Below are 21,249 nucleotides of genomic sequence, written 5' to 3'. Positions count from 1 at the left end.
CAAATTAAAAAATAGCCTCCTTAATTTTTTCCCATATCTTCTTTTTATAATCTTTAGGATAAGTTCTGGTTCCCATAAAAATATCTGTCATCGCATTGGATAAAACAGTACCGTAGTTTTTGGCAACGAAATTACGCAAGACCCTTTTGCTGTAGAAAATTTTGGCTAATGTGACTCCCGCTTTTACTTCTGGTAAAATGCTGTTTTCTAATTTTTCATGGTACAATTCTGAAGACCTTACAGGGTCAAGTTTACCTTCTATAATAGATTGTGCTGCTAAAATTCCGCTTAATATGGCGTTTGAAATTCCTTCAGCCAACACAGGATCTGCAAACCCTGCTGAGTCGCCAATTAAAAAAACATTCTTTTTGACGAAAGTATCCGTTCTTGGAGAAACCGGAATGACAAATCCGTGTGCATCTTCTTTTACAATTTCTGTAATTCCCAACGTTTTTAAATAGGCTGCATAGTATTTTTTCAAATCAATCTTCTGATTCGCTTTTACCAAAATGCAAACTCCTACAGATAAATGATTTTTTTTAGGAAAACACCAGCCATAGCCACTCGGAATAGCGTCGACATCAAAACGCACATTTTTTGATAATCTTTCAAAATCTGCCAGAGGAACTTCTATCTCATATTCCAAAGCCGGGATAACAGTCCGGGTTTCCTGCCAGCCTGCCATTTTAGCTATTGGACTTAAGGCACCATCTCCGGCAATAATAAATTTCGCCTGTATATCGCCCTCAGAAGTATGAATTGTCTGAGTTTCTCCGAAAGTGATACTGTTAACCTTATGGTTTTGCAAAAGAGTAACGCCGTTTTCTTTTGCTTTTTCTACAATCAGATTATCAAAAGCATCACGCATAATCATGCTAATGATGGGCTTGTCTCTTTTTGTCGTGAGTTTGATATTTGTATTTGAAAAATAAGTATCGACTTCATAGAATTCCTTTTCAACAACTGATGCAACATCAAAAGGAATATTGTTTCTTCCTCTGTGGACCAAACCACCACCACAGGTTTTATATCTTGGCAGCATTTCTTTCTCAATTATGACAGTGGAAATTCCGCTTTTCGATAATTCAAAAGCTGCAGAAGCTCCGGCAGGCCCGCTTCCAATGATGGCTACATCAAATACTTTCATTGTTTTTTTTCCAAAACTAAAGGAATCATGGTAAAAAACAAAATTCCGTTGAGTGCAATTATTAAAAACGTCAGTTCGAGTGTTTTTTGTGCACGAAACGGAACAAAACTTCTCGATACACTCCGTACTCGAAGTGACGTGTATCGAGAACCGTTTTTAATGATAACTTTTCTGTTCTCGATACAATCCCGATGAAAAATCGGGATCACTCGAACTGACGAAAAATTATCATCAAAAACTAATCACACCAAACGGATTTCAACAAAATCTTAAAGTGAGTTTCGCATAATCAGCGACGATTTGTTCTCTATCTGTTCATTTTTTGCTTTAAGTACCATATCGGCCAGTATTTTTCCCATATCTTCAAAATGGGTCGAAATGGTAGCGATTCCGTTTGCTACGACTTTTTTTAAAGAAGTTTCATTATATGAAATAATGCCAAAATCAGTTCCTAATTTAAGGTTCTGATTTCTTGCATTTTCAATTACTCCAACAAGGTCACGATCATTTGGAATCACATATAAATCTCCAATTTCGATTTCATGATCAGTGAACTGAGTGATGATTTCGTAGTTAAAATTATATTTTGTACAAAAATTTTCAAATCCGGTTTTCATTCCTAACGGCTCACGGAAACCGGGGAAAATTAAAATCAGTTTTTTGTATTTGCCCAGCCTTGATTTTCCTTTTAAAAGCCCTTCAAAAATATCTTTTTGGTGATTTTGGTAAATGGCAGGATACATTTTTAAGTCGGCATTGGTCTGGTCCAGGATAATCACTTCGTTTACTGGTAGGGTTTTTATGGTCTCAATTATACCTGTCAGGTTGGTCGGCATGATAATGTATTTGGTATAATTGCCATTACTGTCATTTATTAGTTTTTTAAAGACCGGTACATTAAAATGATGGAAAAAAATATCGACCTGAACATTTTTTCCAATACTTTTTAAAAAAGAATTATAAATGTCTTCTTTAAAAATATTAAGTTCATCAAAAAGCAAAAAAATCTTCTGTTTGATACTGGTTTCAATACTTTTAACATAATAGCCCTTGCCCGGAATAGCATAAATTATTCCCCTTTTTTTAAGCTCGTCGTAGGCCTGGAGAACCGTATCGCGAGATAAGGAAAATGCCAGGCATACTTTATTTACAGAAGGAAGCCTGTCCCCTTTTTTTAGCTTTTCTTCATCAATTGCTTTTTCAACTGAAAGAATTATCTGTTTATATTTTGGCAAACCCAGATTATTTTGAATCGAAATGATACTCATACAAAAAAGATTTTTTGGCAATATACAAAAAACTGGTAGGTACTGGTATACAAAAATCGAAAATATATATAATTTTGAATTTTCACTTTTGATAAAAATAACATGAATTTAAAGCATATATCGCATTTACAAGATTACTCTAATTGCAAATTGTTTGGTTTGACCCCTGATAACGAAGAAATTTATTGCTTTGAACTAACCAATAAAAATGGAATGAGGGTACAGCTTACGAACTATGGTGCGACTGTAACTTCATTAAAAGTTCCTGCTACAGATGGAAAACTGACAGATGTAGTTTTGGGCTTTGACAATCCCGAAGCCTATATTGCATCCTATAATTTGCCTAGCGGACCTTATTTTGGCACAACTGTCGGTCGTTATGCAGGACGTATCAACAAAGGTCGTTTTACTTTAAATGATAAAACATTTCAACTTGCAGGAAACAATAACGGAAATGCTTTGCACGGAGGAAATACCGGTTTTGGTCAAAAAATATGGGATGTCACTGATTTAACAGACCAGTCGGTAACTTTTCATCTGATCAGTGAAAATTTAGAAGAAAATTATCCTGGAGAATTAGAAGTTTTTTTAACCTATACCTTAACCGAAGAAAACGAATTAAAACTCGAATATAAAGCAACGACTACAGAAGACACCATTATAAATTTAACCCATCACAGTTATTTCAATCTTAATGGTCATGATTCGGACGTATTGGATCAGGAAATCTTTATTGACGCGGATACTATTCTTGAAACCAATAATGAGAGTATTCCAACCGGAAAATTTACTGCTCTCGATGGTCATGATTTCGATTTCAGAAACAGAAAAAACTGCCCGGCTTCTATTGACAATTCGTTTGTAATTAATCCAGTTACAGCAATCGCTGCTCAGTTATTCAGCACGAAAAACAATTTAAAGATGAGCGTTTACACGGATCAGCCGAGCGTTCATATTTATGTAGGTGGAAATTGTTTCGATATTTTAAGAGGAAAAGAAAATGCAAATTACACTCCGGTGAGCGGAATTTGTTTTGAAACCCAAAATTTCCCTGATGCTCCAAATCACAGTCATTTTCCTAATTCTGTTTTAAAAAAGGGAGACGAATATCAGCAGACTACTATTTATAAATTTGAAAATATAAATTAAAATTATACCAAACAATTCAGAAAATTAAAAATAATGAACGAGATTTTAATACAGAATACCACTTCTTTTTTTGAGAAATCTTTCGGGACAGCTCCTCAAAAAATTGTACTTTCTCCAGGAAGAATCAATATTATCGGCGAACATGTCGATTACAATGACGGTTATGTTTTACCTGCTGCAATTGATAAGATTATTTGTTTTGCCTTTGAAAAAAGCAATTCGAAAACATCTAAAATTATCGCTATCGATTTGAATGAGGAATTTGAAGTTGATCTGACTCAGGAAATCAAATTAAGCGATGTAGTCTGGACCAATTACATCCTTGGCGTTATCAAACAATTGCAGGACAATGGTTTTTCTTTCGAAGGTTTCAATTGTGTTTTCAGCAGTAATATTCCAGTTGGTTCAGGATTATCATCATCGGCAGCTTTAGAGTGCGGAATGATTTTCGGAATCAAAGAATTATTCGGTTTGAAAATTGAGAAAGTTGATGTTGCTCTTATGGGACAAAAAGCAGAACACTGGGTAGGTATCAATTGTGGTATTATGGACCAGTTTTCAAGCGTTCACGGACTTGAAAACAAAGTAATAAAACTGGACTGCAATACGTTAGAATTTGAATATCACAATGCTGATTTCAAAGACTACTCACTGGTTTTGTTTGACAGTAATGTAAAACACTCCCTTTTTACATCAGAATACAACAACAGAAGACTGGAGTGTGAAGAAGGACTTTCGATCATCAAAAATCATTTTCCGGAAATCAAAACGTTCAGGGATTGTACCGAAGAACAGGTCTTGAGCCTGAAGGATAAAATGTCTGAAGTTGTTTTCAGAAGAGTCCATTTTGTTGTAAAAGAAATTTTGCGTGTAACTCAGGCTTGCGAGGCTTTGGATAACGGTAATATTGAACTTTTAGGAAAGCTGCTTTTTGATACCCATGACGGATTATCTAAAGATTATGAAGTTAGCTGCGCGGAATTAGACTTTATTGTTGAACAGGCCAAAAAAGAAGAAGCCGTTGTGGGTTCCCGATTAATGGGAGGCGGTTTTGGAGGCTGTGCGATTACGTTAATTAAAAAAGGAAACGAAAACAGAGTCAAAGAAGCATTTACCAGCCTTTATTTTGATACATTTGGAATTGATTTAAAAATTTATGATGTGAAGGTCTCAAACGGAACATCACTTTATACCACAAATTAAGAATGAGAAATTTTGATATTAATGAAGATCCGCACAGACGTTACAATCCATTATTAAACGAATGGGTTTTGGTTTCACCTCATCGTGCAAAAAGACCATGGCAAGGTCAGAATGAAACTATCTCAACAGAAAAATTACCGGAATACGATCCAACCTGTTATTTATGTCCGGGAAATGTTCGAGCCAATGGTGTAAATAATCCTAATTATGAAAGTTCGTTTGTTTTTGAAAATGATTTTGCTGCTATGAAGCAGGATGAAATTATGTTCGAAGACGATATCAAACAAACTTTTTTTAAGGCACAACCGGAAAGAGGGATTTCAAGAGTGGTTTGTTTTTCTCCAAGACACGATCTTACTTTACCTGAAATGGAAGTTGCAGGTATCGAAAATATTATCCGTACCTGGCAAAAAGAATATACTGATTTAGGCAATATCGATTATATCAACCACGTTCAGATTTTTGAAAATAAAGGAAGTGTTATGGGCTGCAGTAATCCGCATCCGCACGGACAAATCTGGGCTCAGTCGTCCTTGCCGACACAGGTTGAAAAAACCCAAAAAAACCTAAAAGATTATTTTATCAAAAACAATCGTAATCTTTTACAGGATTATCTTAAAGCCGAATTAGTAAAAGAGGACCGTATTGTAATCGAAAATGATCATTTTGCAGCATTAGTTCCGTTCTGGGCAATCTGGCCTTACGAAACCATGATCATCAGCAAAAGACATATTACCAAAATTACTGATTTTACAGCAGAAGAAGTGACCTCTTATGCCACTATCCTGAAACAGCTGACTACGAAGTACGACAATCTTTTCAACACTTCATTCCCATATTCTTCAGGAATTCACCAGGCACCTACAGATGGAGGAGCGCACGAAGAATGGCAGTTTCACATGCATTTTTATCCGCCGTTATTGCGTTCTGCTACCGTAAAAAAATTCATGGTTGGCTATGAAATGTTAGGCGAATCACAACGTGATATTACACCTGAAAAAAGTGCTGCCGTTTTAAGAGAACTATCCGATATACATTATAAAAATAAATAAAATGAAAATAGTCGTTACAGGTGGTTTGGGTTTTATTGGATCACACACCGTTGTTGAATTACAAAACGAAAATTTCGAAGTAATCGTAATTGATAATCTTTCTAACTCTTCAATTGAAGTTTTAGATGGTATCGAAAAAATTACAGGTAAAAAACCACTTTTTGAACAAATTGATCTACGAGATAAAACTGCTGTTCAGGATTTCTTCAAAAAATATTCTGATGTTTCAGGCGTTATTCATTTTGCAGCTTCAAAAGCTGTGGGTGAAAGTGTTCAGAATCCTTTGCTGTATTATGAAAACAATATAAACTCGTTGGTTTACATCCTTCAGGAATTAAACAAAAAACCTGAGGCAAACTTTATTTTCAGTTCATCCTGTACGGTTTACGGTCAGGCCGAAAAGATGCCAATTGCAGAATCTACTTCTATCCAGCCAGCAATGTCTCCTTATGGAAATACCAAACAAATTGGTGAGGAAATCATTACTGATCTGACTAAAGTGAGCAATCTTAACGCTATTTTGTTACGTTACTTTAACCCGATTGGTGCACACCCGTCAAACGAAATTGGCGAATTGCCGCTTGGGGTTCCACAAAACTTAGTACCCTTTATCACACAAACAGGTGTTGGATTACGCCAAGAACTAGCAGTTTATGGAAATGACTACCCTACTCCTGACGGAACCTGTGTTCGTGATTATATTCATGTCGTAGATCTGGCAAAAGCACATGTTATTGCCATGCAAAGACTGGTAAACAAAACCAATACAGAAAAACTGGAGATTTTCAATTTAGGAACCGGAAAAGGAAGTTCTGTTTTAGAAGTAATTAAGGCATTCGAAAAAGCAAGCGGACAAAAATTACCTTATAAAATTGTAGCCAGAAGAGAAGGTGATGTAACAGAAGCCTATGCAAATACAGACAAAGCTAATAATGTTCTGGGCTGGAAAACGCAATTAGGTCTTGATGAAGCCATTGCAAGTGCCTGGAAATGGGAACAAAAAATCAGAAAACAATAAGTCTGAAGAAAATATACAAATTGTATCTTTTTGTTACAAATGTAAAAAATACATTTATTTGTGTTGTCCGTAACTATTTTTACTTTATTTTTGATTTTCGATTTGCTAAAAAAATGGCAGAATTAAAATACATATCGTATTTTTTTCGAATTAAAAGAATAAATTACTTAGTTTCGCAACCACTATCAACTATTTTTGACATTCATAAAATTTAAAACTTTCAAAAATCACTTAATATTAATTTAAAATATTACTAACAAATGAGCCAGAACCTTGCTTTTGCAGATTATGCAGTATTTATTATCTATTTCCTCGTTGTGTCTATTTATGGATACATCATCTATCGCAAGCGCGAAAAAAACGAACACGATGCCAAGGCTTATTTCCTTGCAGAAGGAACCCTTACATGGTGGGCAATTGGAGCTTCATTAATTGCTTCAAACATTTCAGCAGAACAATTTATCGGAATGAGCGGTGAGGGCTTTTTCTTAGGAATTGCAGTTGCTGCTTACGAGTGGATTGCCGCTATTGCTCTTATTATCGTTGCCGTTTGGTTTATCCCGGTATACTTAAAAAATAAGATCTATACAATGCCACAATTCTTAAAAACACGTTACAACGAATCTACGGCCTTAATCATGGCGGTTTTCTGGTTGTTTTTATACGTTTTTGTAAACCTTACTTCTATCTTATATTTAGGAGCGGTTGCCATTAACGGTTTGGCAGGTGGTGAGTATCTGCATGTTATTATGATTGGTCTGGCTGTTTTTGCTTTGATCATTTCATTGGGAGGTATGAAAGTGGTTGCTTATACAGACGTTATTCAGGTAGCGGTTTTAATCATTGGAGGTTTGGTTACTTCTTACATTGCTTTGACTGTGGTAGCAGAAAGTTTTGGTTTCGGAAAAGACGCTCTTGCAGGTTTCAACCTTTTGATGGAAAAAGCTCCGGAGCATTTCAAAATGATTATTCCTGAGCCAACGGCAACTTCTACGCAAAATGAAATTGACAAATACCTTACTTTCCCAGGAATGATGTCTTACCTTGCAGGTATCTGGATTATCAACCTTAACTATTGGGGATGTAACCAGTATATCACTCAAAGAGCTTTGGGTGCTGATTTACAAACTGCCCGTACCGGTATTTTGTTCGCAGGTTTCTTAAAATTATTAATGCCTGTTATCGTAATGTTGCCTGGTATTGCAGCTTATGTTTTATACCAAAATGGTGATCTGCCACAATTGGTTGGTGGAAAAGACGGAGCGTACTCAGCTATGTTAACTTTCCTTCCTACAGGTCTTAAAGGATTATCTGTTGCCGCCTTAACAGCAGCTATCGTAGCTTCATTAGCGGGTAAAGTAAACAGTATCTCTACTATTTATACCTTAGACGTTCACAAAAAATACATTCAGAAAAATGCCAGCGACAGACATCAGGTAAACATTGGTCGTTATGCCGTTTTCGCAGCGATGCTTTTGGCTGTTTTATTTACATGGAATGACGTTCTTGGAATTGGCGGTGTTGGTGGATTCACATACATCCAAAAATATACAGGATTTATTAGCCCTGGAGTATTTGCTATGTTCGTTTTAGGTATGTTCTGGAAAAGAACTACAGGATCTGCAGCTATTGTGGGTGTAATTTTAGGATTTGTGTTATCTGTTTTATTCAACGAATATGCACCTGCCTTGTTCGGAAACGAAACTTTATTGTACACAGCTTATAAAAATGCTAAAGGTATCTACGAAATTCCGTTCCACATTTGTATGGGATTATCATTTTTCTTTACAACACTTGTAATGGTAGCAATGAGTTTTGCAGGACCAAAAGTGAACCCAAAAGCTTTCGAAACAGAACCTGGAATGTTCTCTGTAAAGCCACAAACAACAGTATTGATTGTAATTACTTTATTGGTAATTGTAGCCTTATACGTTAAGTTCTGGTAAAAAAATAATTATATTTTATATTTAAAAGAAAGACTGCTTTAAAAGGCAGTCTTTTTTTTACATCCTTTTAAAAAATTGAAAGAAAAAACATATATTTGAACTCCCCAAATGTCAAACCTATATGTCTTACATTCCCGAGCCTTCTTATAAGGATTATTTAACTTATACTATTAAAAAAGGCGATACGCTAACGAGTGTCGCTAAAAATTTAAGCATTGATAGCTATACACTTAGGGCTTACCACAATAAATTTTGTCCTTTACAGGATTTGATTGAAGCTGATTTTCCATCACAGCTTGACTACCTCATTTTACCACCCCCCGAAATAAAACTTTCTGATGAAGAAAGAGAAAAGCAGCGTAAAAAAATAGTTTTTCATGAGGCGTCTTTCAAAATGTCTTTGAATAATGCAAAAATCAGTAACTCATATGGCGTACTCTACACTATACAAAACGGATCAGAAACACATACCATAAAACAGGAGATGAGTGTTGAATGGAAAGCAAAAAACGAAAACGGTTATTACTTTTTTGAAGTGAGCCGTATCGGAAAAGTTTATATTAATGATACCGCCGCCAGCACTATGGCCGAAGAAATTGCCGAAAAAGCTTCTGCTGCCCTCTATCCTTTATTAGTTGTTGTGGACCAAAACGGAAAATGGGTTTACATTAACAACTTTAGCCAGATTGAAGAACGCTGGCAGGAAACCAAAAAACAAATCCTAAAATATTATAAAGGTGATCATGTCGAAAAATACCTGTCTCTTTACGACAGAAATTTAGAAGATAGTGATTCCTTATATATTTCCCTTTCAAAAGACTGGTTTTTAAATGCCTTTTTTAATGGAATCCATACGCAATATCCTCCTTCATTATCGATTCAGAAGGAAATTGATTTCCCTCTTATTGCCAAAACTGAAAATATAAAATATTTCGTTGATCAAAAAGTAGACGACCGTCTGGATGTCGATAATTTTTTAGTGATGGACATTAATGGAAAACTCTGTGATGACCGCACCAAAACTGACTTTGAAAACGAGCTGCAAATACCCGTAAAAGAATATTCAGATCAAAAAGCTTCTGGCAGCTACAGGGCAAAATATTTTTTAAACCCTGAGGATTATATTCCCGAGAGCATTTTTATATCCTGCGATTTAGAACTCGAAGTGCCGCAAAAATATTCGGTTTCTATTTCTAACTTAAACGATCGCAAAGAAATGAGTACGACGCCGAAACAGGAATTATTTATAGAAGAAACCCAGCCTCAAAAAAAATGGTGGCAATTTTAAACAACCTAAATTATGAGCGAAAAACATTTTGTTGTACAGGGCGCTACCTGTAAATGCAAGTTTAGTGAAGACCCTTCAAAAACGGATAAAATTAAGGTCAAATCACACAAAAAACATTTTGGAAATGATAAGGAAGGATCAGAAAAACTAATTGCTACCACCAAAGAAATTGGGCAGACTTTAGAAAAAAACACCTTTGGCAAATGCAAAAAACAACCTGCCGGCAATAGCTTTTTGCCCTGCCAGGCACAAATAACAAAATGGAGCGGTTTTTATGAAAATGTAACCCTTAGCAATCAGGGCAAAATACTGCTCGAAAACAGCAAAGGAACCTGCCCCATGGGAGCACCCGATTGCATTGAAATTACAGACCACGGACAAACAGCTGAACCCGGCGAACAAAATTTTAAAAATGCAGAGCCTATGGTGCACAATCTTGTAAACCCAATGGTGGATGTGAGGGATATGTATGCGAAAGAGGCTAAGCATGAGGGTCTAATTTTTAACAATTAATTTTTACTAAATGGCAAAAGGTGTTAAAAGAATAAAATGGACAGGGGATGGAAAAGTAATTTCGAACTTATCTATTCCTAATAAAAAGGTAGTAATTCATCCTGACGAATATGTTTCTTTTGAAGTAGATTTATGGTATGAAGGGACTACAGAAGCAGACAAGAAGAAAACCTTAACCTGGATTTTACAAGACCGTAGAAAGAAAACTATTATTGTACAAAGAGTACAACCTGCTTATGTACCTAAAAAAATAAGTATCCCTAAGGCTTTATGTGGTCCCTTTGAATATTATCTTGAAGCAAGTACTTCAGGACAAAGAGATTTAGTTAATCAAACTGGTCTTATAATAAGCGGCAATTGCCCTACAAGAATCCTAAACAGCAAATGGTCTACAACTAAAGATGGAAAAGATGTTCGAAAAGATCATTTTTTTAATTATGGAGAAACGGTCTATCTTAATTTAACAACCGAAGGTTTAAACGGTCACTTAAACTTATGTATCGACATCTTCAGACATTTAGATTTTCAAACAGACCCGCTCATATACAGATATACAAGTGTTGATGTTGTCGATGGAGAAATTAATCTGGAGATTAAAAGTACAAATACGTGGTATCCTAAACTTAAGAATATAAAAGAAAAGGAAGAGTTTTATATCAAAGTTTTTGATCCTTCCAATAGACTTTATATTCCGGATGAAAAATATAATGACACAGTACATGCACGTTTTTTAAGAATTAATAAAAAAATTGTTTCTCAGGAAATAAAACCTCCTACTAATTTATCACCTTTAAAAACTGGTAAACCAGAAAAAACCAAAGAACGATTTGAGCTTTGCAGATTTCAATCCATTAGCATTACAGAACCCAAAAAAACACCAACACTGATTTTTGATAATGGTGAAAATTTAAAAAACGTATCAAACCCTAAAACGCCTATCGCCAAAACAATCCTTTTTGATTTTGATAAATATGATATAACCTCTGATGCCAAAACAATCCTCAATAATGTCTTGCAATATTTGTTAGGGGCACAACATTCTTACATCAAAATTGATGGGCATGCATGTGTTATCGGAAAAGAACAATACAATCAAAAATTATCTCAGCAACGAAGTGATGCCGTAAAAAAAATATTTATTGATGGAGGTTTAGATGGCAACAGAATTGTCTCCACTGGACTTGGAGAAGTAAATCCAACTGACGATAAAAAAGGTCGAGACAATATAAAACACAAAGACGAAAAGGAATACACAGAAAACCGTCGCGTAGACATTACTTTTGATACTTTTGGTCACGATGCCCAAACTATCATTTATGAAACTATTGCGACAAGTCGTGAACAAAATCTTACTATAGATATTACAGAATATCAAAATAAAGCTTGTTTTAAGGACGCAAAACATAAAAAAAACATAAGAATCAACTCACCAGAATATCCAGATTCGATAGATAAAGTTACTAATAAATTAGATTTTCCTGTAAAATCAAATCTATCCGTTTCAAATCCTTTACCAATACTATATATCTGGCCTAAAGTATTTGCTAATGAATATAATATTCACGTGCATTCCTGTCGTTATTTTTCAAATAACGCAAACACAACAGTTTTAGTAAAAGCTTATGCTGACATTAAGTGGGACTTCCATTTCTTTTTAAATCTTAGTAATAAGCTAAGTGTAAAATGGCAAAATCTATCTCCGGAGAAGCATAAAGAAATGCAAAGTAAAGCAGGAAAAATTGGTGCTGAAAAAAGATGGAAACAGACAGAAATAGATTTTGGAGTAGCCATAGATGCTAAGTGGGATAAAATTGAAGGTGATAAATATAATGGGCATTATGATGCTACTAAAAAATATGAGAAAAAAATCAAACAGTTTTATTCTGTTTTTGCTTCATTAAAAGAATTTTCAAAGTCAATTACAGAACAAACTAAAGGTACTGTAAGCAAAACCAGGTTAGGAAAAAAATGGCCTCTGTGGGTTGAAATGGATCCTCCAAATTTTTGTTTAGGAGCTGAATGGAGTTTAGCTAGAGGAAAAAATAAAGGAAAAGAAACATTAGAGATAGGTACTGCCCTTGAATTCTATTTCAAAGCAGAGCCATTAATTGCTTTGGGTTTAAATATTGATTTGTTAGCTGGATTAGTCCAATTAGGAGTGGCAGCAACAACAGGTGGTTCAGGAAATGTAGCCGCAATGAAAATATTTAATGAGGTTAGAGATTGGCTGGATGAAGATGATAATGCCATAAAACTTAAAATGTATATTGATTTAGAAATTACTGGAACTATAAACGGATTTTCTAAATTAAATTTAAATACTGCTTCAGACGAAAATAATGGAGAGGCTAAACTGGAAACAATTTTAAAAATAGAGCTTAGAGCTGGTATAGAATTAAAAGCAACCGCAGTACTTATCGTTGGAGAAGCCTATGTTAGTGCTGAAGTATCAGGAAAGGCCGTTGGCTCCGTAACTTTTGGGCATGGTCTTTTGTTTGAAAAAAACAGTACACAAACTTCTATTTATTATCAACCCAAGTTAAGTTTTGATGGACTAAGAGTCAAAGGAGTTATAAAAGCTAAAATTGGTCTATTAATAAAGAAGGGAGTTTTTAAAGGAGACCACGATAAAGAATTAGTTGACTACAAATATGAAGAAAATCTTTTTGATCCTTTTGATGTAATACAAAAATTTGAAAAAATAACAGGGTTAAGTTCTAAAGTACAATTATTATAAATTAAAACAAAATGAAAAAAACAAAATTATTACCTATCTTATTAGTATTGATCCTATTACAAGCATGTAATTCTCAAACAAAAGATAAAGAAATGAAAAAAACAGCAATATCGAAACCATTTGATTTGGCTAATTTAACTTTAAATGAAAATATAAATGATGTTTTGTTATCTGAAAATCTTTCTCAAAAAGATACAATAAAAAATGATGAAGTAACTTTAATGGGCAATGCAAAACTTGTTTTCAGTTCTGATAAATTATTAATATTCAACAAAATTAAACTTGCTAATAAAAACAATCTAGGCATTAATCGTGTCATATTTCATTACGGTAAAATTGATCCGGAAATTGGAGTCCTTAACAATGAAAAAAATAATGTTTTAGGAATGTACCAAATAAATTTATACACAAAATCTGAATCTGATCAACTGCATGATAATCTTAAGCTGCAATTTGGAAAGCCAAAGAATACTTATAGCTTGGGTTCTATTAATACTACTCTATGGATAAATAACAATATCTGTTATTATTATTTTACAAAAGATAATAATGAGTTTTATAGGGTCTTGTTTGTTTACAAAAAAAATGATAAAGAATGGGTAGATTTTATTGGATCATTAGGCTTTGATCCTGGGAATCTTAAATCAGTTAATTAGCTTTTTATGAGAAACTTAATTTTTATCACTCTCTGTATTCTTACTCAAAGCTGTAACTCTCCAAAGAAAGATTTATCAAAAATCACTTTTACTGAAAAATACGATACTTTCTTTGGTGAAATCCCTAACAAATTTGAGCTATCAGTTTTAGCAAAAACATATACCGGTTATTATGAATCTGAGTCTGATGAAATTCTACATTTTAATGGTTCAAATTTGAGTGATTATCGAACAGAAGAAGGGGGTTTTGGAACTAACTCTGTGCGTTTTGCTTTTACTAAAAAAGATCATATTTTATGCGAACACATTGTTGATTTAAATACCGAAAAATCAATACAAAAAATGATTGGTGCGTTAAATTCTAAATTTGGAAAGGCAAAATTTGTTTCTAAATTAGATTTAACCGACGACCTTCCTGACTCATACATATGGCAAGACAAACAAATAATTTATCTATTAATGGGCACAACCCAAAATTCTGCGTGGTTAACAGTTTTTGACATCAGTTACAAAGAATTATATGATAATAGAATTTCAGGTCCCTTTATGTATTATTATGACTATTTAGAATATTTAAATAAAAATCATAAAACTCAAAAGCAAATTTCATATTATCAATATGCAAAAATCATGGAAGATGAAGGTTCTGATTTTTGTATAGATAATTATGTAGAGCCTTAATCAAAAAATATAATAAAACCTGTTTTCAACAAAATGAAATATAATATATTAAAAGCTAGCCTATTTGCTTTGTTTGTTTTAATAATCACAAGCTGTCAGGAAAAATTTAATAGCAAATCAGAAAAAGATTTTAAAATTTCTAAAGAAAAAGTAGAGAAAAAATTAAATGCTGATGAAAAAATTAAACTGGAAAAAGCAATTAGAGTCATCGCCTTGAAAGCAATGATGCTAAAATGGGATGAATCAAATAAATATAAAGGCAAATCATTTAATGATATAGCATTAGAACTTCTTGACGGACTTAGCTACTCATCTGTGACCGATTTAGCAGAAGATTTTTTACAAGAGCGGAATAAAAAAGAAGCGGAAAAATTATCGACCGAAATAAACAAATTAGAAAAAAAGAGAACGGCAATATTAAGTATTCAGAAACAACTTAATCTGTTTAAAATTGAATCCTTAGAGCTAAATGAAACTGATTGGTTTGGAGAAATGTCTCCACGTTTAGAAATCAAATACAAATATATTGGAAAAGCTGATTTAAAAAGCCCTTTTGAAATATCAATTGAGCTAAAAGAAATCAACACAAAACATGCAATATCAATACAATCACATGGCTATGAAAAGGAGGATTATGTTTTAAAAACCGGTGAATCGGTGTATCCAACTATTATTCTGGAAGAAGCAAAAGAGAGAAATCCTCATATCTGGAATAATTTGAAATATCCAATTAAAAACCCGAAGCTTTCAGACTATAATTTAGACTTAAAAACATATGTATCAAGCATCTATGCAAATGGCAAAAAGATTATAATGCCAAAAATTGATCTAAAAGACATTGAAACAGAATTAAAAGACTTACAATCAGAATACAATAAAATCCTGAAGTCCGAAGGAACGTTAGACGAATTAGAACTAACGGATAAATAAATCTTAAACCAAAAGCAACAATGATATACGAGCCCTATTACACCTTAGACTTTTCAGTCGCAGCCTGCAATTTTGAAATTTTGATTAACGATATTCCTGTACTAACAATGGAAGTCGAGGGGCAAATCGCTACCAATGTCCCTGTTAATTATGCTATTTATAATTCCGGAGAACAGTTTGTAAAAGCTATCATAAAACCGCTGTCAGGACAAGAAAGTTTACATCCTGAAGCTTCTTTGAGATTTAATATCAGGTTATATGATGTAGCAAATAACGAATTTAAACATATCAAGGATTTTCCGGAAACAGCTTTTCAAAAGGTTGAAGAAAATCAAAAGATTCCAATTTTGGAAACCTCAACAGGATTCAAAGCTGAAATACCCTATTCATTAACAAAATGGACTGATGGTGAAAACCTGGAAGATATAGAAAATTTTAAAGAAAAAATTATTACAGCATACGATAAACTGGCAAATTTGCTTAAAGAGGAAAAATATAGCGAGTTCGCAGAAAAGATTAAAGTCAGAGAAAAAAACATGGCGACATCCATGTACTTAAGCAATTCTGAATCGAATGCCAGAATTAACGGTTTGCTTGAAGATGCTAAAAATGGCTTTAAAGTAATGCCTTTTCCTAAAGATACTATTTTAAGATTTTATGGTTATGGCAAATTAGCAACATTCAAAAAACTAAACGGAGAACCTGCTTTTTATTTGTATAATCCTGAGACAAAAGAAGAACTTATGATTGATCAGATGTTCTATATCCCAAAAGGAAAAACAGAACTTGAGATTATATAAAAATACAAAATATGAAAACTAAACCACTCTGCACTGAAAGTGCAGAGGTTTGTTTTGACGAGAGACTAAAAGTCTCTCCATTTTAAAAACTTATTTAAAAATATTATCAAAAGTCAAAGATTAGATTTTTTCGCATTACTAAAGTACTGCAATAAATTGCAGGGTTTTAAACCCCGATCTGAGACCAATAAATTATTAGTACTTGCCGCTTTTTTTGCATTAATAAGCTGTAAAAAAGAATTAAAAGTAAATGATACTTTTAGAGAAGAAATACTTTCTAAGGTGCACATACAAAAAGACACTCTAGCCGTGTTTAATAAATTATTAGATAGTTTAGATCAAAAAAACATTTCGTTTTGTGAATATTTCAACTATTCACATTATACCCTTTCTGATTCATGCACATTGATATTAGATAAAAAATATGATGTAAGGATGGGGAATTATTCTCCCGAATATTTTGAAGAACATCATAAAATGTTAAGTAATGCAATTAAAAACTACGAAAAAAGATTAGGAATTGATGAAAATTCAGCGAGTATTGGAGAATATATAGAGGTAACTAATGATATAATAAAAAATCATTGTATAGCTCAGGATAAAAAACCAGAAGTTAATTTTTGATTTTACCGTATTGTAATTATTGTACCAGTATAATAAAAGAGTCAAAGAAGATGCTCTCTAATTCCTTATTATAAAACAATTCGATCCGTGGGATTACCTTGGAAAATTCTATATGATAGATATGATAGAACTGTAGAAAGAATTTATAAAAGAGATGGTTCAATTTAAAACAAAAAAAATAAGTGTACTTGAAGATAGGTAAAAGTCTAAAAAACCAATGATAAAAATAACAACATTACTGATAATAGTAGTAATATTCACTACATCAGGGCAAGAAAAAAAACAAAACATGATAAAAAATCCATATTATATTGCAGAAATAACATCAAGTAGATGTTCAGTTGAACTTTCAGTGAATGGTGTTCCAGCCTATAATCATTTTGAAGAAGCTAATACTGCTAGTACTGCAACCATAGAATGGCCTATAAATCCTTTTATTATAGAAAACGGATTACAACATTTTGAAATAAAAGTAATGCCTTTAAAAAACAGTACTTTAATTTTAGAGAAAGCTTTTATTAAAATTAAAATTTTTAAATCTGAGGCTATTTTAGAGTATGTCCCACAAGAATTAGTTTCTAAAGAAATTGAAATTACATTTTTAGACAAGAAAAAATTACCTATTTATATAATGAAAGATGTTTTTGAAGCAGAATTGCCTTTTAACTTTTCAGCTTGGAAAAACTCTGTTGATTTATCAAAAGAAGATAGCGACGAACTATATAAAGAAATTATTAAATGTAACGAGGAGATTGCGACTATTTATCAAACGTCTAATCAGGAAAATTATAAAAAAAAATTCAAAATAAGAGATTCAGAATTAAATAAATCATTGTATTTGCCATCTAGTGATGAACCTCCATTTCTTCCTCAAGACAAATACATACTTCCTTTACCTAATAATCTTTACAAGTTGGAACTTTATGCTAATGGAAAATTAGCAAGTGTTAGAATGCTTTATGAGTTACCTGGATTTAGATATGATCCTAAGATAAAAAATGAAGAAGCAATAGGTTTTAGTTTAAATGTATATTTTCATAGAAAAGAAAGAGGTTTGCCGTTAGAAATTATTAGATAGAATCATTTAAAACCCTCAAATAGACTTCTATTCGACACTGTCCTTAAAAGTGTGTAAGTTTAAAAATAACGGGGTTTGACTTTTTAATTAAAGTTGAACCCTTTTTTCAAATATAGTTAAGAACTGATTGAGTATTAATCCCCAATTATGGATTGGCATTGTCCATTTTTTGGTAGCTTCTCTTAAAGCCAAATATACAGATTTTAAAACAGCTTCATCTGTGGGGAATGATAATTTATTTTTGGTGTATTTTCTAACCTTTCCATTTAGATTTTCAATTAGATTAGTGGTATAAATTATTTTCCTAATTTCTATAGGGAAGTCAAAAAAGACTGTAAGTTCTTCCCAGTTTTCCTGCCAGGATTTAACGGCATAAGGATATTTTTGATTCCATTTAAAGGCAAAATCTTCAAGAGCAGCTTTAGCAGCTTCTTTAGTTGGAGCATCATAAATCTGCTTCATATCTTTAGAGAACTCCTTTTTATCTTTCCATACTACATAACGCGCTGAGTTACGTATTTGGTGTACTACACAGATTTGAGTCTGTGATTCAGGGAATACATTTTTAATAGTCTGAGTAAAGCCGTTTAGGTTATCTGTAGCTGTAATTAATATATCCTCAACACCTCTGGCTTTTAAATCTGTTAAAACCCCTAACCAAAAGCTGGCACTTTCATTCTTGCCTAACCACATGCCTAAAACTTCTTTTTTTCCTTCTCGATTCAGACCAACAGCAAGATAAATAGTTTTGTTAATAACCTTTGAGTTCTCTCGAACTTTAAAGACAATCCCATCCATCCAAACGATTAAATAAACAGATTCTAACGGGCGATTTTGCCAAGCTGTTATATCATTGGAAACTGATTCGGTAATTCTGGAAATAGTGGAGGTTGATATGTCAAATTTATAGACTTCTCTTATTTGTTCTTCAATATCACTAACAGTCATTCATGTATTATAAAAATTAAAATTTCTTAAGAAAAAATTAAATGCTCATAAGGAATCGAACTACAAAATCAGCTGGAGTAATTGTATCAAACCACTTCAAAATAAGCTAAATAAAATCATGACTTTAATAAAACCTGAATTGAAATTATTAACAATGAAATCACACCTAATTATTACATCAGCTATTATTTTAATGACCACTTTAATTGCTTGCCAAAAACAAGAAAAAGTTGAAACAGTAGATTTGATGAATCTGAAATTGAATGAAAAATTTGAAAGCATAATTGATTTCAACGATTCTATTTATATTGGAGTTGAAACGCTTGAATATCCATTTTGCTTATTGGCAGAAATTGATAATTCAACGAAATACACTTTTGATGGTCTGGATTTAAAAAAGCAAACAGTATATTTTCAAATCAACTCAGAATTATTAAAAACAGACAGTATTACAAAATCCGGTGGAGGTCATATGGATTTTATAACCTTAAAAAAGAAAGAGCAATTGGCTCCGCTTTTTAAAAAATACAAGGCAGATAATTATTTGTATGGTTTTAGGATAGAAATGAAAACTTCTGAATTTAAAAATGAAATCCTGAAAAAACTTGAAAACAAATATGGAAAAGGCACAAAAAATCCCAACACAGATAACGGTTTATACTGGAATTTTAAAAAAGAGGGGAAGTATATTTTTTATGCACCGGATTATAGCAGGCTAACCATTTTAAAGAACACAAAATTATCGAAAACCTGTTATTGGGACACTTACAATGGTTGGATAGATTTTGGGGGATGTAATAATGAAAATTATTTTAAAGAGTTACTTATTAATTCTACAAAGCCTGAAAACATACAGAACAAACCTGTTCTTACGATCCATAACGATTGGAGTATAAATGATATTACAATTGGAAAATCGAATGAAACTGATTTTACAAAATCCAAAACCAGTAAAAATTTTGAACGGAATATTGTCATACAAGGTAGCAATGGTGATATTAGTGAACTTACTTACGATAATGATTACAATAATTTCTATTTCTTTTTTGATATCACCAAAAAAAGCAATGAAAATCCAAAGTACAATATTGTAAATGCCTATTCTGTAGCAGACTTCAAGAGTGTCGAAATTTCATTTGAAAATGGATTAAAACCCTTTTCTACAAAAGAAGAAATAGTAAAAAAATGGGATAAAAGCCAGATTGAAAATTATGACGATTTAAAATTTTCAAATTACATTGAAATTAAGAATGCTGTTTTAAAAATACAGCTAATGTTTGATAATAAGAATAAGTTTTCAAGTATGTATGTCGTAAAAAAATGAACAAAAAAACCTAGGACCTTATAATATTCAATGATTTGATTCAAAAGCAAAACACAGCATTTCCAAACCGGCAAACACATCCTTTTTATGCAGATTTTGCTAATCTGCTTTTATACAAATCAAATTCATAACTAAAAATATCCAGTACAAGTTCATGGCTCAAATCCGGATGGCAGAAATAGGAACCCTCTTCTAATACCCGGTCCGGAAAACTATCTGAAAATTTACCACAAATGCTGAGATTATCAATAACCACAAATACTGAATTATCGTTTGTCATCTTTATTTTAAAATAGCCGTACAGATTATCCCTGTATTCAACAGATAAAATTTCAAAAATAAAATTCGTTAATGCACCATGTTTATCTGAGAAGTAACCCATGTTTTCTAAACTTTCATTTTTTATTATTGCCATAATTACTCGATTTATTTGATTTGTAACTTTGATAATTAATCCTGATTAGACTTGTACTTACTTTTAAAATCCATTGTAGATTTTAAGCTGATATATTTCTTTTCTGCATCATTTTATATTTACACCTGCAGCTATATTTTTTTGCCGAAAATTTCTTTTCTGCGTAATGTGATCTTAGTTTCTTCGTATAATCTTTTTTGATACAATTCAATGATTGCTTCCTCAATATCATTATTCGTATTTCTGCCATTAAAAACATGAGTGATATAAGAATTGCTAAACGGAAGCCCTTTTTTGTTCCAGATCTCTTTCTCTTCTAAAAGCTTTTTAACCTCTTTTGAGTAGCCTGTTTTAAAGACTTTCTTCATTTTATTCCTTTGTGCGGCTGTAATCATAGATAAGTATTATTAGAATCATATAATTATTGTATTTTTACTACGATTTTACTACGAAGTAACTACTTCAAATATAT

Annotated in this window: 19 protein-coding genes and 1 pseudogene; 15 read left to right on the top strand and 5 right to left on the bottom strand. The window is 32.6% G+C overall.

Annotated elements, in window-relative coordinates; genetic code table 11:
* Nucleotides 1-4 precede the first annotated feature (4 nt).
* Together OZP09_RS13230 and OZP09_RS13225 are read right to left on the bottom strand one after the other, a co-directional pair.
* Nucleotides 5-1,147, bottom strand: a complete 1,143-nt coding sequence (locus tag OZP09_RS13230) for a geranylgeranyl reductase family protein (protein ID WP_281309513.1) — start codon at nucleotides 1,145-1,147, stop codon at nucleotides 5-7.
* A gap of 269 nt (nucleotides 1,148-1,416) precedes the next feature.
* Nucleotides 1,417-2,415 carry a GntR family transcriptional regulator gene (locus tag OZP09_RS13225; protein ID WP_281309512.1) on the bottom strand — a complete coding sequence of 333 codons (999 nt, stop codon included), beginning with the start codon at nucleotides 2,413-2,415 and terminating at the stop codon, nucleotides 1,417-1,419.
* 102 nt (nucleotides 2,416-2,517) lie between these two features.
* Between OZP09_RS13225 and OZP09_RS13220 the strand changes: the two genes are divergently transcribed.
* From OZP09_RS13220 to OZP09_RS13155, 14 genes are all read left to right on the top strand, one after another.
* Nucleotides 2,518-3,564 (top strand): aldose epimerase family protein, encoded by a 1,047-nt coding sequence (locus OZP09_RS13220; RefSeq protein ID WP_269234196.1) that lies wholly within the window; start codon nucleotides 2,518-2,520, stop codon nucleotides 3,562-3,564.
* Between the two features lie 33 nt (nucleotides 3,565-3,597).
* Nucleotides 3,598-4,767, top strand: coding sequence for a galactokinase (galK, locus tag OZP09_RS13215; RefSeq protein ID WP_281309511.1), 1,170 nt, complete (start codon nucleotides 3,598-3,600; stop codon nucleotides 4,765-4,767).
* Between the two features lie 2 nt (nucleotides 4,768-4,769).
* Nucleotides 4,770-5,819: a UDP-glucose--hexose-1-phosphate uridylyltransferase gene (locus tag OZP09_RS13210; protein ID WP_269234195.1), complete on the top strand. Its 1,050-nt coding sequence runs from the start codon at nucleotides 4,770-4,772 to the stop codon at nucleotides 5,817-5,819.
* 1 nt (nucleotide 5,820) lies between these two features.
* Nucleotides 5,821-6,837, top strand: a complete 1,017-nt coding sequence (gene galE, locus OZP09_RS13205; RefSeq protein WP_269234194.1) for a UDP-glucose 4-epimerase GalE — start codon at nucleotides 5,821-5,823, stop codon at nucleotides 6,835-6,837.
* A gap of 260 nt (nucleotides 6,838-7,097) precedes the next feature.
* Nucleotides 7,098-8,783, top strand: coding sequence for a sodium/sugar symporter (locus OZP09_RS13200; RefSeq protein ID WP_269234193.1), 1,686 nt, complete (start codon nucleotides 7,098-7,100; stop codon nucleotides 8,781-8,783).
* A gap of 121 nt (nucleotides 8,784-8,904) precedes the next feature.
* The gene (locus OZP09_RS13195) at nucleotides 8,905-10,071 is read left to right on the top strand and encodes a peptidoglycan-binding protein LysM (RefSeq protein ID WP_281309510.1); all 1,167 of its coding nucleotides are present in this window, start codon (nucleotides 8,905-8,907) and stop codon (nucleotides 10,069-10,071) included.
* 12 nt (nucleotides 10,072-10,083) lie between these two features.
* A complete protein-coding gene (locus OZP09_RS13190; protein WP_269234190.1) occupies nucleotides 10,084-10,584 on the top strand; it encodes a DUF4280 domain-containing protein in 501 nt (166 codons plus the stop codon).
* A gap of 10 nt (nucleotides 10,585-10,594) precedes the next feature.
* Nucleotides 10,595-13,321 (top strand): OmpA family protein, encoded by a 2,727-nt coding sequence (locus OZP09_RS13185; protein WP_269234189.1) that lies wholly within the window; start codon nucleotides 10,595-10,597, stop codon nucleotides 13,319-13,321.
* Between the two features lie 11 nt (nucleotides 13,322-13,332).
* Nucleotides 13,333-13,977: a hypothetical protein gene (locus OZP09_RS13180; protein ID WP_269234188.1), complete on the top strand. Its 645-nt coding sequence runs from the start codon at nucleotides 13,333-13,335 to the stop codon at nucleotides 13,975-13,977.
* Between the two features lie 6 nt (nucleotides 13,978-13,983).
* Nucleotides 13,984-14,658, top strand: coding sequence for a hypothetical protein (locus tag OZP09_RS13175; protein ID WP_269234187.1), 675 nt, complete (start codon nucleotides 13,984-13,986; stop codon nucleotides 14,656-14,658).
* 33 nt (nucleotides 14,659-14,691) lie between these two features.
* The gene (locus tag OZP09_RS13170; RefSeq protein WP_269234186.1) at nucleotides 14,692-15,588 is read left to right on the top strand and encodes a hypothetical protein; all 897 of its coding nucleotides are present in this window, start codon (nucleotides 14,692-14,694) and stop codon (nucleotides 15,586-15,588) included.
* A gap of 20 nt (nucleotides 15,589-15,608) precedes the next feature.
* Nucleotides 15,609-16,388, top strand: a complete 780-nt coding sequence (locus tag OZP09_RS13165; RefSeq protein ID WP_269234185.1) for a hypothetical protein — start codon at nucleotides 15,609-15,611, stop codon at nucleotides 16,386-16,388.
* A 156-nt stretch (nucleotides 16,389-16,544) separates the two neighbouring features.
* Nucleotides 16,545-17,012, top strand: a complete 468-nt coding sequence (locus OZP09_RS13160; RefSeq protein ID WP_269234184.1) for a hypothetical protein — start codon at nucleotides 16,545-16,547, stop codon at nucleotides 17,010-17,012.
* Nucleotides 17,013-17,229: 217 nt separating this feature from the next.
* Nucleotides 17,230-18,090 carry a hypothetical protein gene (locus OZP09_RS13155; protein ID WP_281309509.1) on the top strand — a complete coding sequence of 287 codons (861 nt, stop codon included), beginning with the start codon at nucleotides 17,230-17,232 and terminating at the stop codon, nucleotides 18,088-18,090.
* Nucleotides 18,091-18,177: 87 nt separating this feature from the next.
* On the opposite strand, the pseudogene OZP09_RS13150 reads toward OZP09_RS13155, so the two are convergent.
* Nucleotides 18,178-19,038: pseudogene (locus tag OZP09_RS13150) on the bottom strand (IS256 family transposase); the annotation flags it as partial.
* A 118-nt stretch (nucleotides 19,039-19,156) separates the two neighbouring features.
* On the opposite strand from OZP09_RS13150, the gene OZP09_RS13145 reads away from it, so the two are divergent.
* The gene (locus OZP09_RS13145; RefSeq protein ID WP_281309508.1) at nucleotides 19,157-20,362 is read left to right on the top strand and encodes a hypothetical protein; all 1,206 of its coding nucleotides are present in this window, start codon (nucleotides 19,157-19,159) and stop codon (nucleotides 20,360-20,362) included.
* Nucleotides 20,363-20,447: 85 nt separating this feature from the next.
* Here the strand turns inward: OZP09_RS13145 and OZP09_RS13140 are convergent, their stop codons facing one another.
* Entirely contained in the window at nucleotides 20,448-20,777 is a 330-nt protein-coding gene (locus OZP09_RS13140; protein WP_269234178.1) for a hypothetical protein, read from the bottom strand.
* A 131-nt stretch (nucleotides 20,778-20,908) separates the two neighbouring features.
* Nucleotides 20,909-21,145 carry a hypothetical protein gene (locus OZP09_RS13135; RefSeq protein ID WP_269234177.1) on the bottom strand — a complete coding sequence of 79 codons (237 nt, stop codon included), beginning with the start codon at nucleotides 21,143-21,145 and terminating at the stop codon, nucleotides 20,909-20,911.
* Between the last annotated feature and the right edge of the window lie 104 nt (nucleotides 21,146-21,249).

Source organism: Flavobacterium flavigenum, from assembly GCF_027111255.2.
GTDB lineage: Bacteria > Bacteroidota > Bacteroidia > Flavobacteriales > Flavobacteriaceae > Flavobacterium > Flavobacterium flavigenum.
This window is presented reverse-complemented; position numbering and strand designations above follow the sequence as displayed.

What these genes read in the sequence shown, in the direction of transcription:
- OZP09_RS13230 (WP_281309513.1), bottom strand. Translation starts at nt 1,147, where the DNA reads ATGAAAGTATTTGATGTAGCCATCATTGGAAGCGGGCCTGCCGGAGCT.
- OZP09_RS13225 (WP_281309512.1), bottom strand. Translation starts at nt 2,415, where the DNA reads ATGAGTATCATTTCGATTCAAAATAATCTGGGTTTGCCAAAATATAAA.
- OZP09_RS13220 (WP_269234196.1), top strand. Translation starts at nt 2,518, where the DNA reads ATGAATTTAAAGCATATATCGCATTTACAAGATTACTCTAATTGCAAA.
- galK (WP_281309511.1), top strand. Translation starts at nt 3,598, where the DNA reads ATGAACGAGATTTTAATACAGAATACCACTTCTTTTTTTGAGAAATCT.
- OZP09_RS13210 (WP_269234195.1), top strand. Translation starts at nt 4,770, where the DNA reads ATGAGAAATTTTGATATTAATGAAGATCCGCACAGACGTTACAATCCA.
- galE (WP_269234194.1), top strand. Translation starts at nt 5,821, where the DNA reads ATGAAAATAGTCGTTACAGGTGGTTTGGGTTTTATTGGATCACACACC.
- OZP09_RS13200 (WP_269234193.1), top strand. Translation starts at nt 7,098, where the DNA reads ATGAGCCAGAACCTTGCTTTTGCAGATTATGCAGTATTTATTATCTAT.
- OZP09_RS13195 (WP_281309510.1), top strand. Translation starts at nt 8,905, where the DNA reads ATGTCTTACATTCCCGAGCCTTCTTATAAGGATTATTTAACTTATACT.
- OZP09_RS13190 (WP_269234190.1), top strand. Translation starts at nt 10,084, where the DNA reads ATGAGCGAAAAACATTTTGTTGTACAGGGCGCTACCTGTAAATGCAAG.
- OZP09_RS13185 (WP_269234189.1), top strand. Translation starts at nt 10,595, where the DNA reads ATGGCAAAAGGTGTTAAAAGAATAAAATGGACAGGGGATGGAAAAGTA.
- OZP09_RS13180 (WP_269234188.1), top strand. Translation starts at nt 13,333, where the DNA reads ATGAAAAAAACAAAATTATTACCTATCTTATTAGTATTGATCCTATTA.
- OZP09_RS13175 (WP_269234187.1), top strand. Translation starts at nt 13,984, where the DNA reads ATGAGAAACTTAATTTTTATCACTCTCTGTATTCTTACTCAAAGCTGT.
- OZP09_RS13170 (WP_269234186.1), top strand. Translation starts at nt 14,692, where the DNA reads ATGAAATATAATATATTAAAAGCTAGCCTATTTGCTTTGTTTGTTTTA.
- OZP09_RS13165 (WP_269234185.1), top strand. Translation starts at nt 15,609, where the DNA reads ATGATATACGAGCCCTATTACACCTTAGACTTTTCAGTCGCAGCCTGC.
- OZP09_RS13155 (WP_281309509.1), top strand. Translation starts at nt 17,230, where the DNA reads ATGATAAAAATAACAACATTACTGATAATAGTAGTAATATTCACTACA.
- OZP09_RS13145 (WP_281309508.1), top strand. Translation starts at nt 19,157, where the DNA reads ATGACTTTAATAAAACCTGAATTGAAATTATTAACAATGAAATCACAC.
- OZP09_RS13140 (WP_269234178.1), bottom strand. Translation starts at nt 20,777, where the DNA reads ATGGCAATAATAAAAAATGAAAGTTTAGAAAACATGGGTTACTTCTCA.
- OZP09_RS13135 (WP_269234177.1), bottom strand. Translation starts at nt 21,145, where the DNA reads ATGAAGAAAGTCTTTAAAACAGGCTACTCAAAAGAGGTTAAAAAGCTT.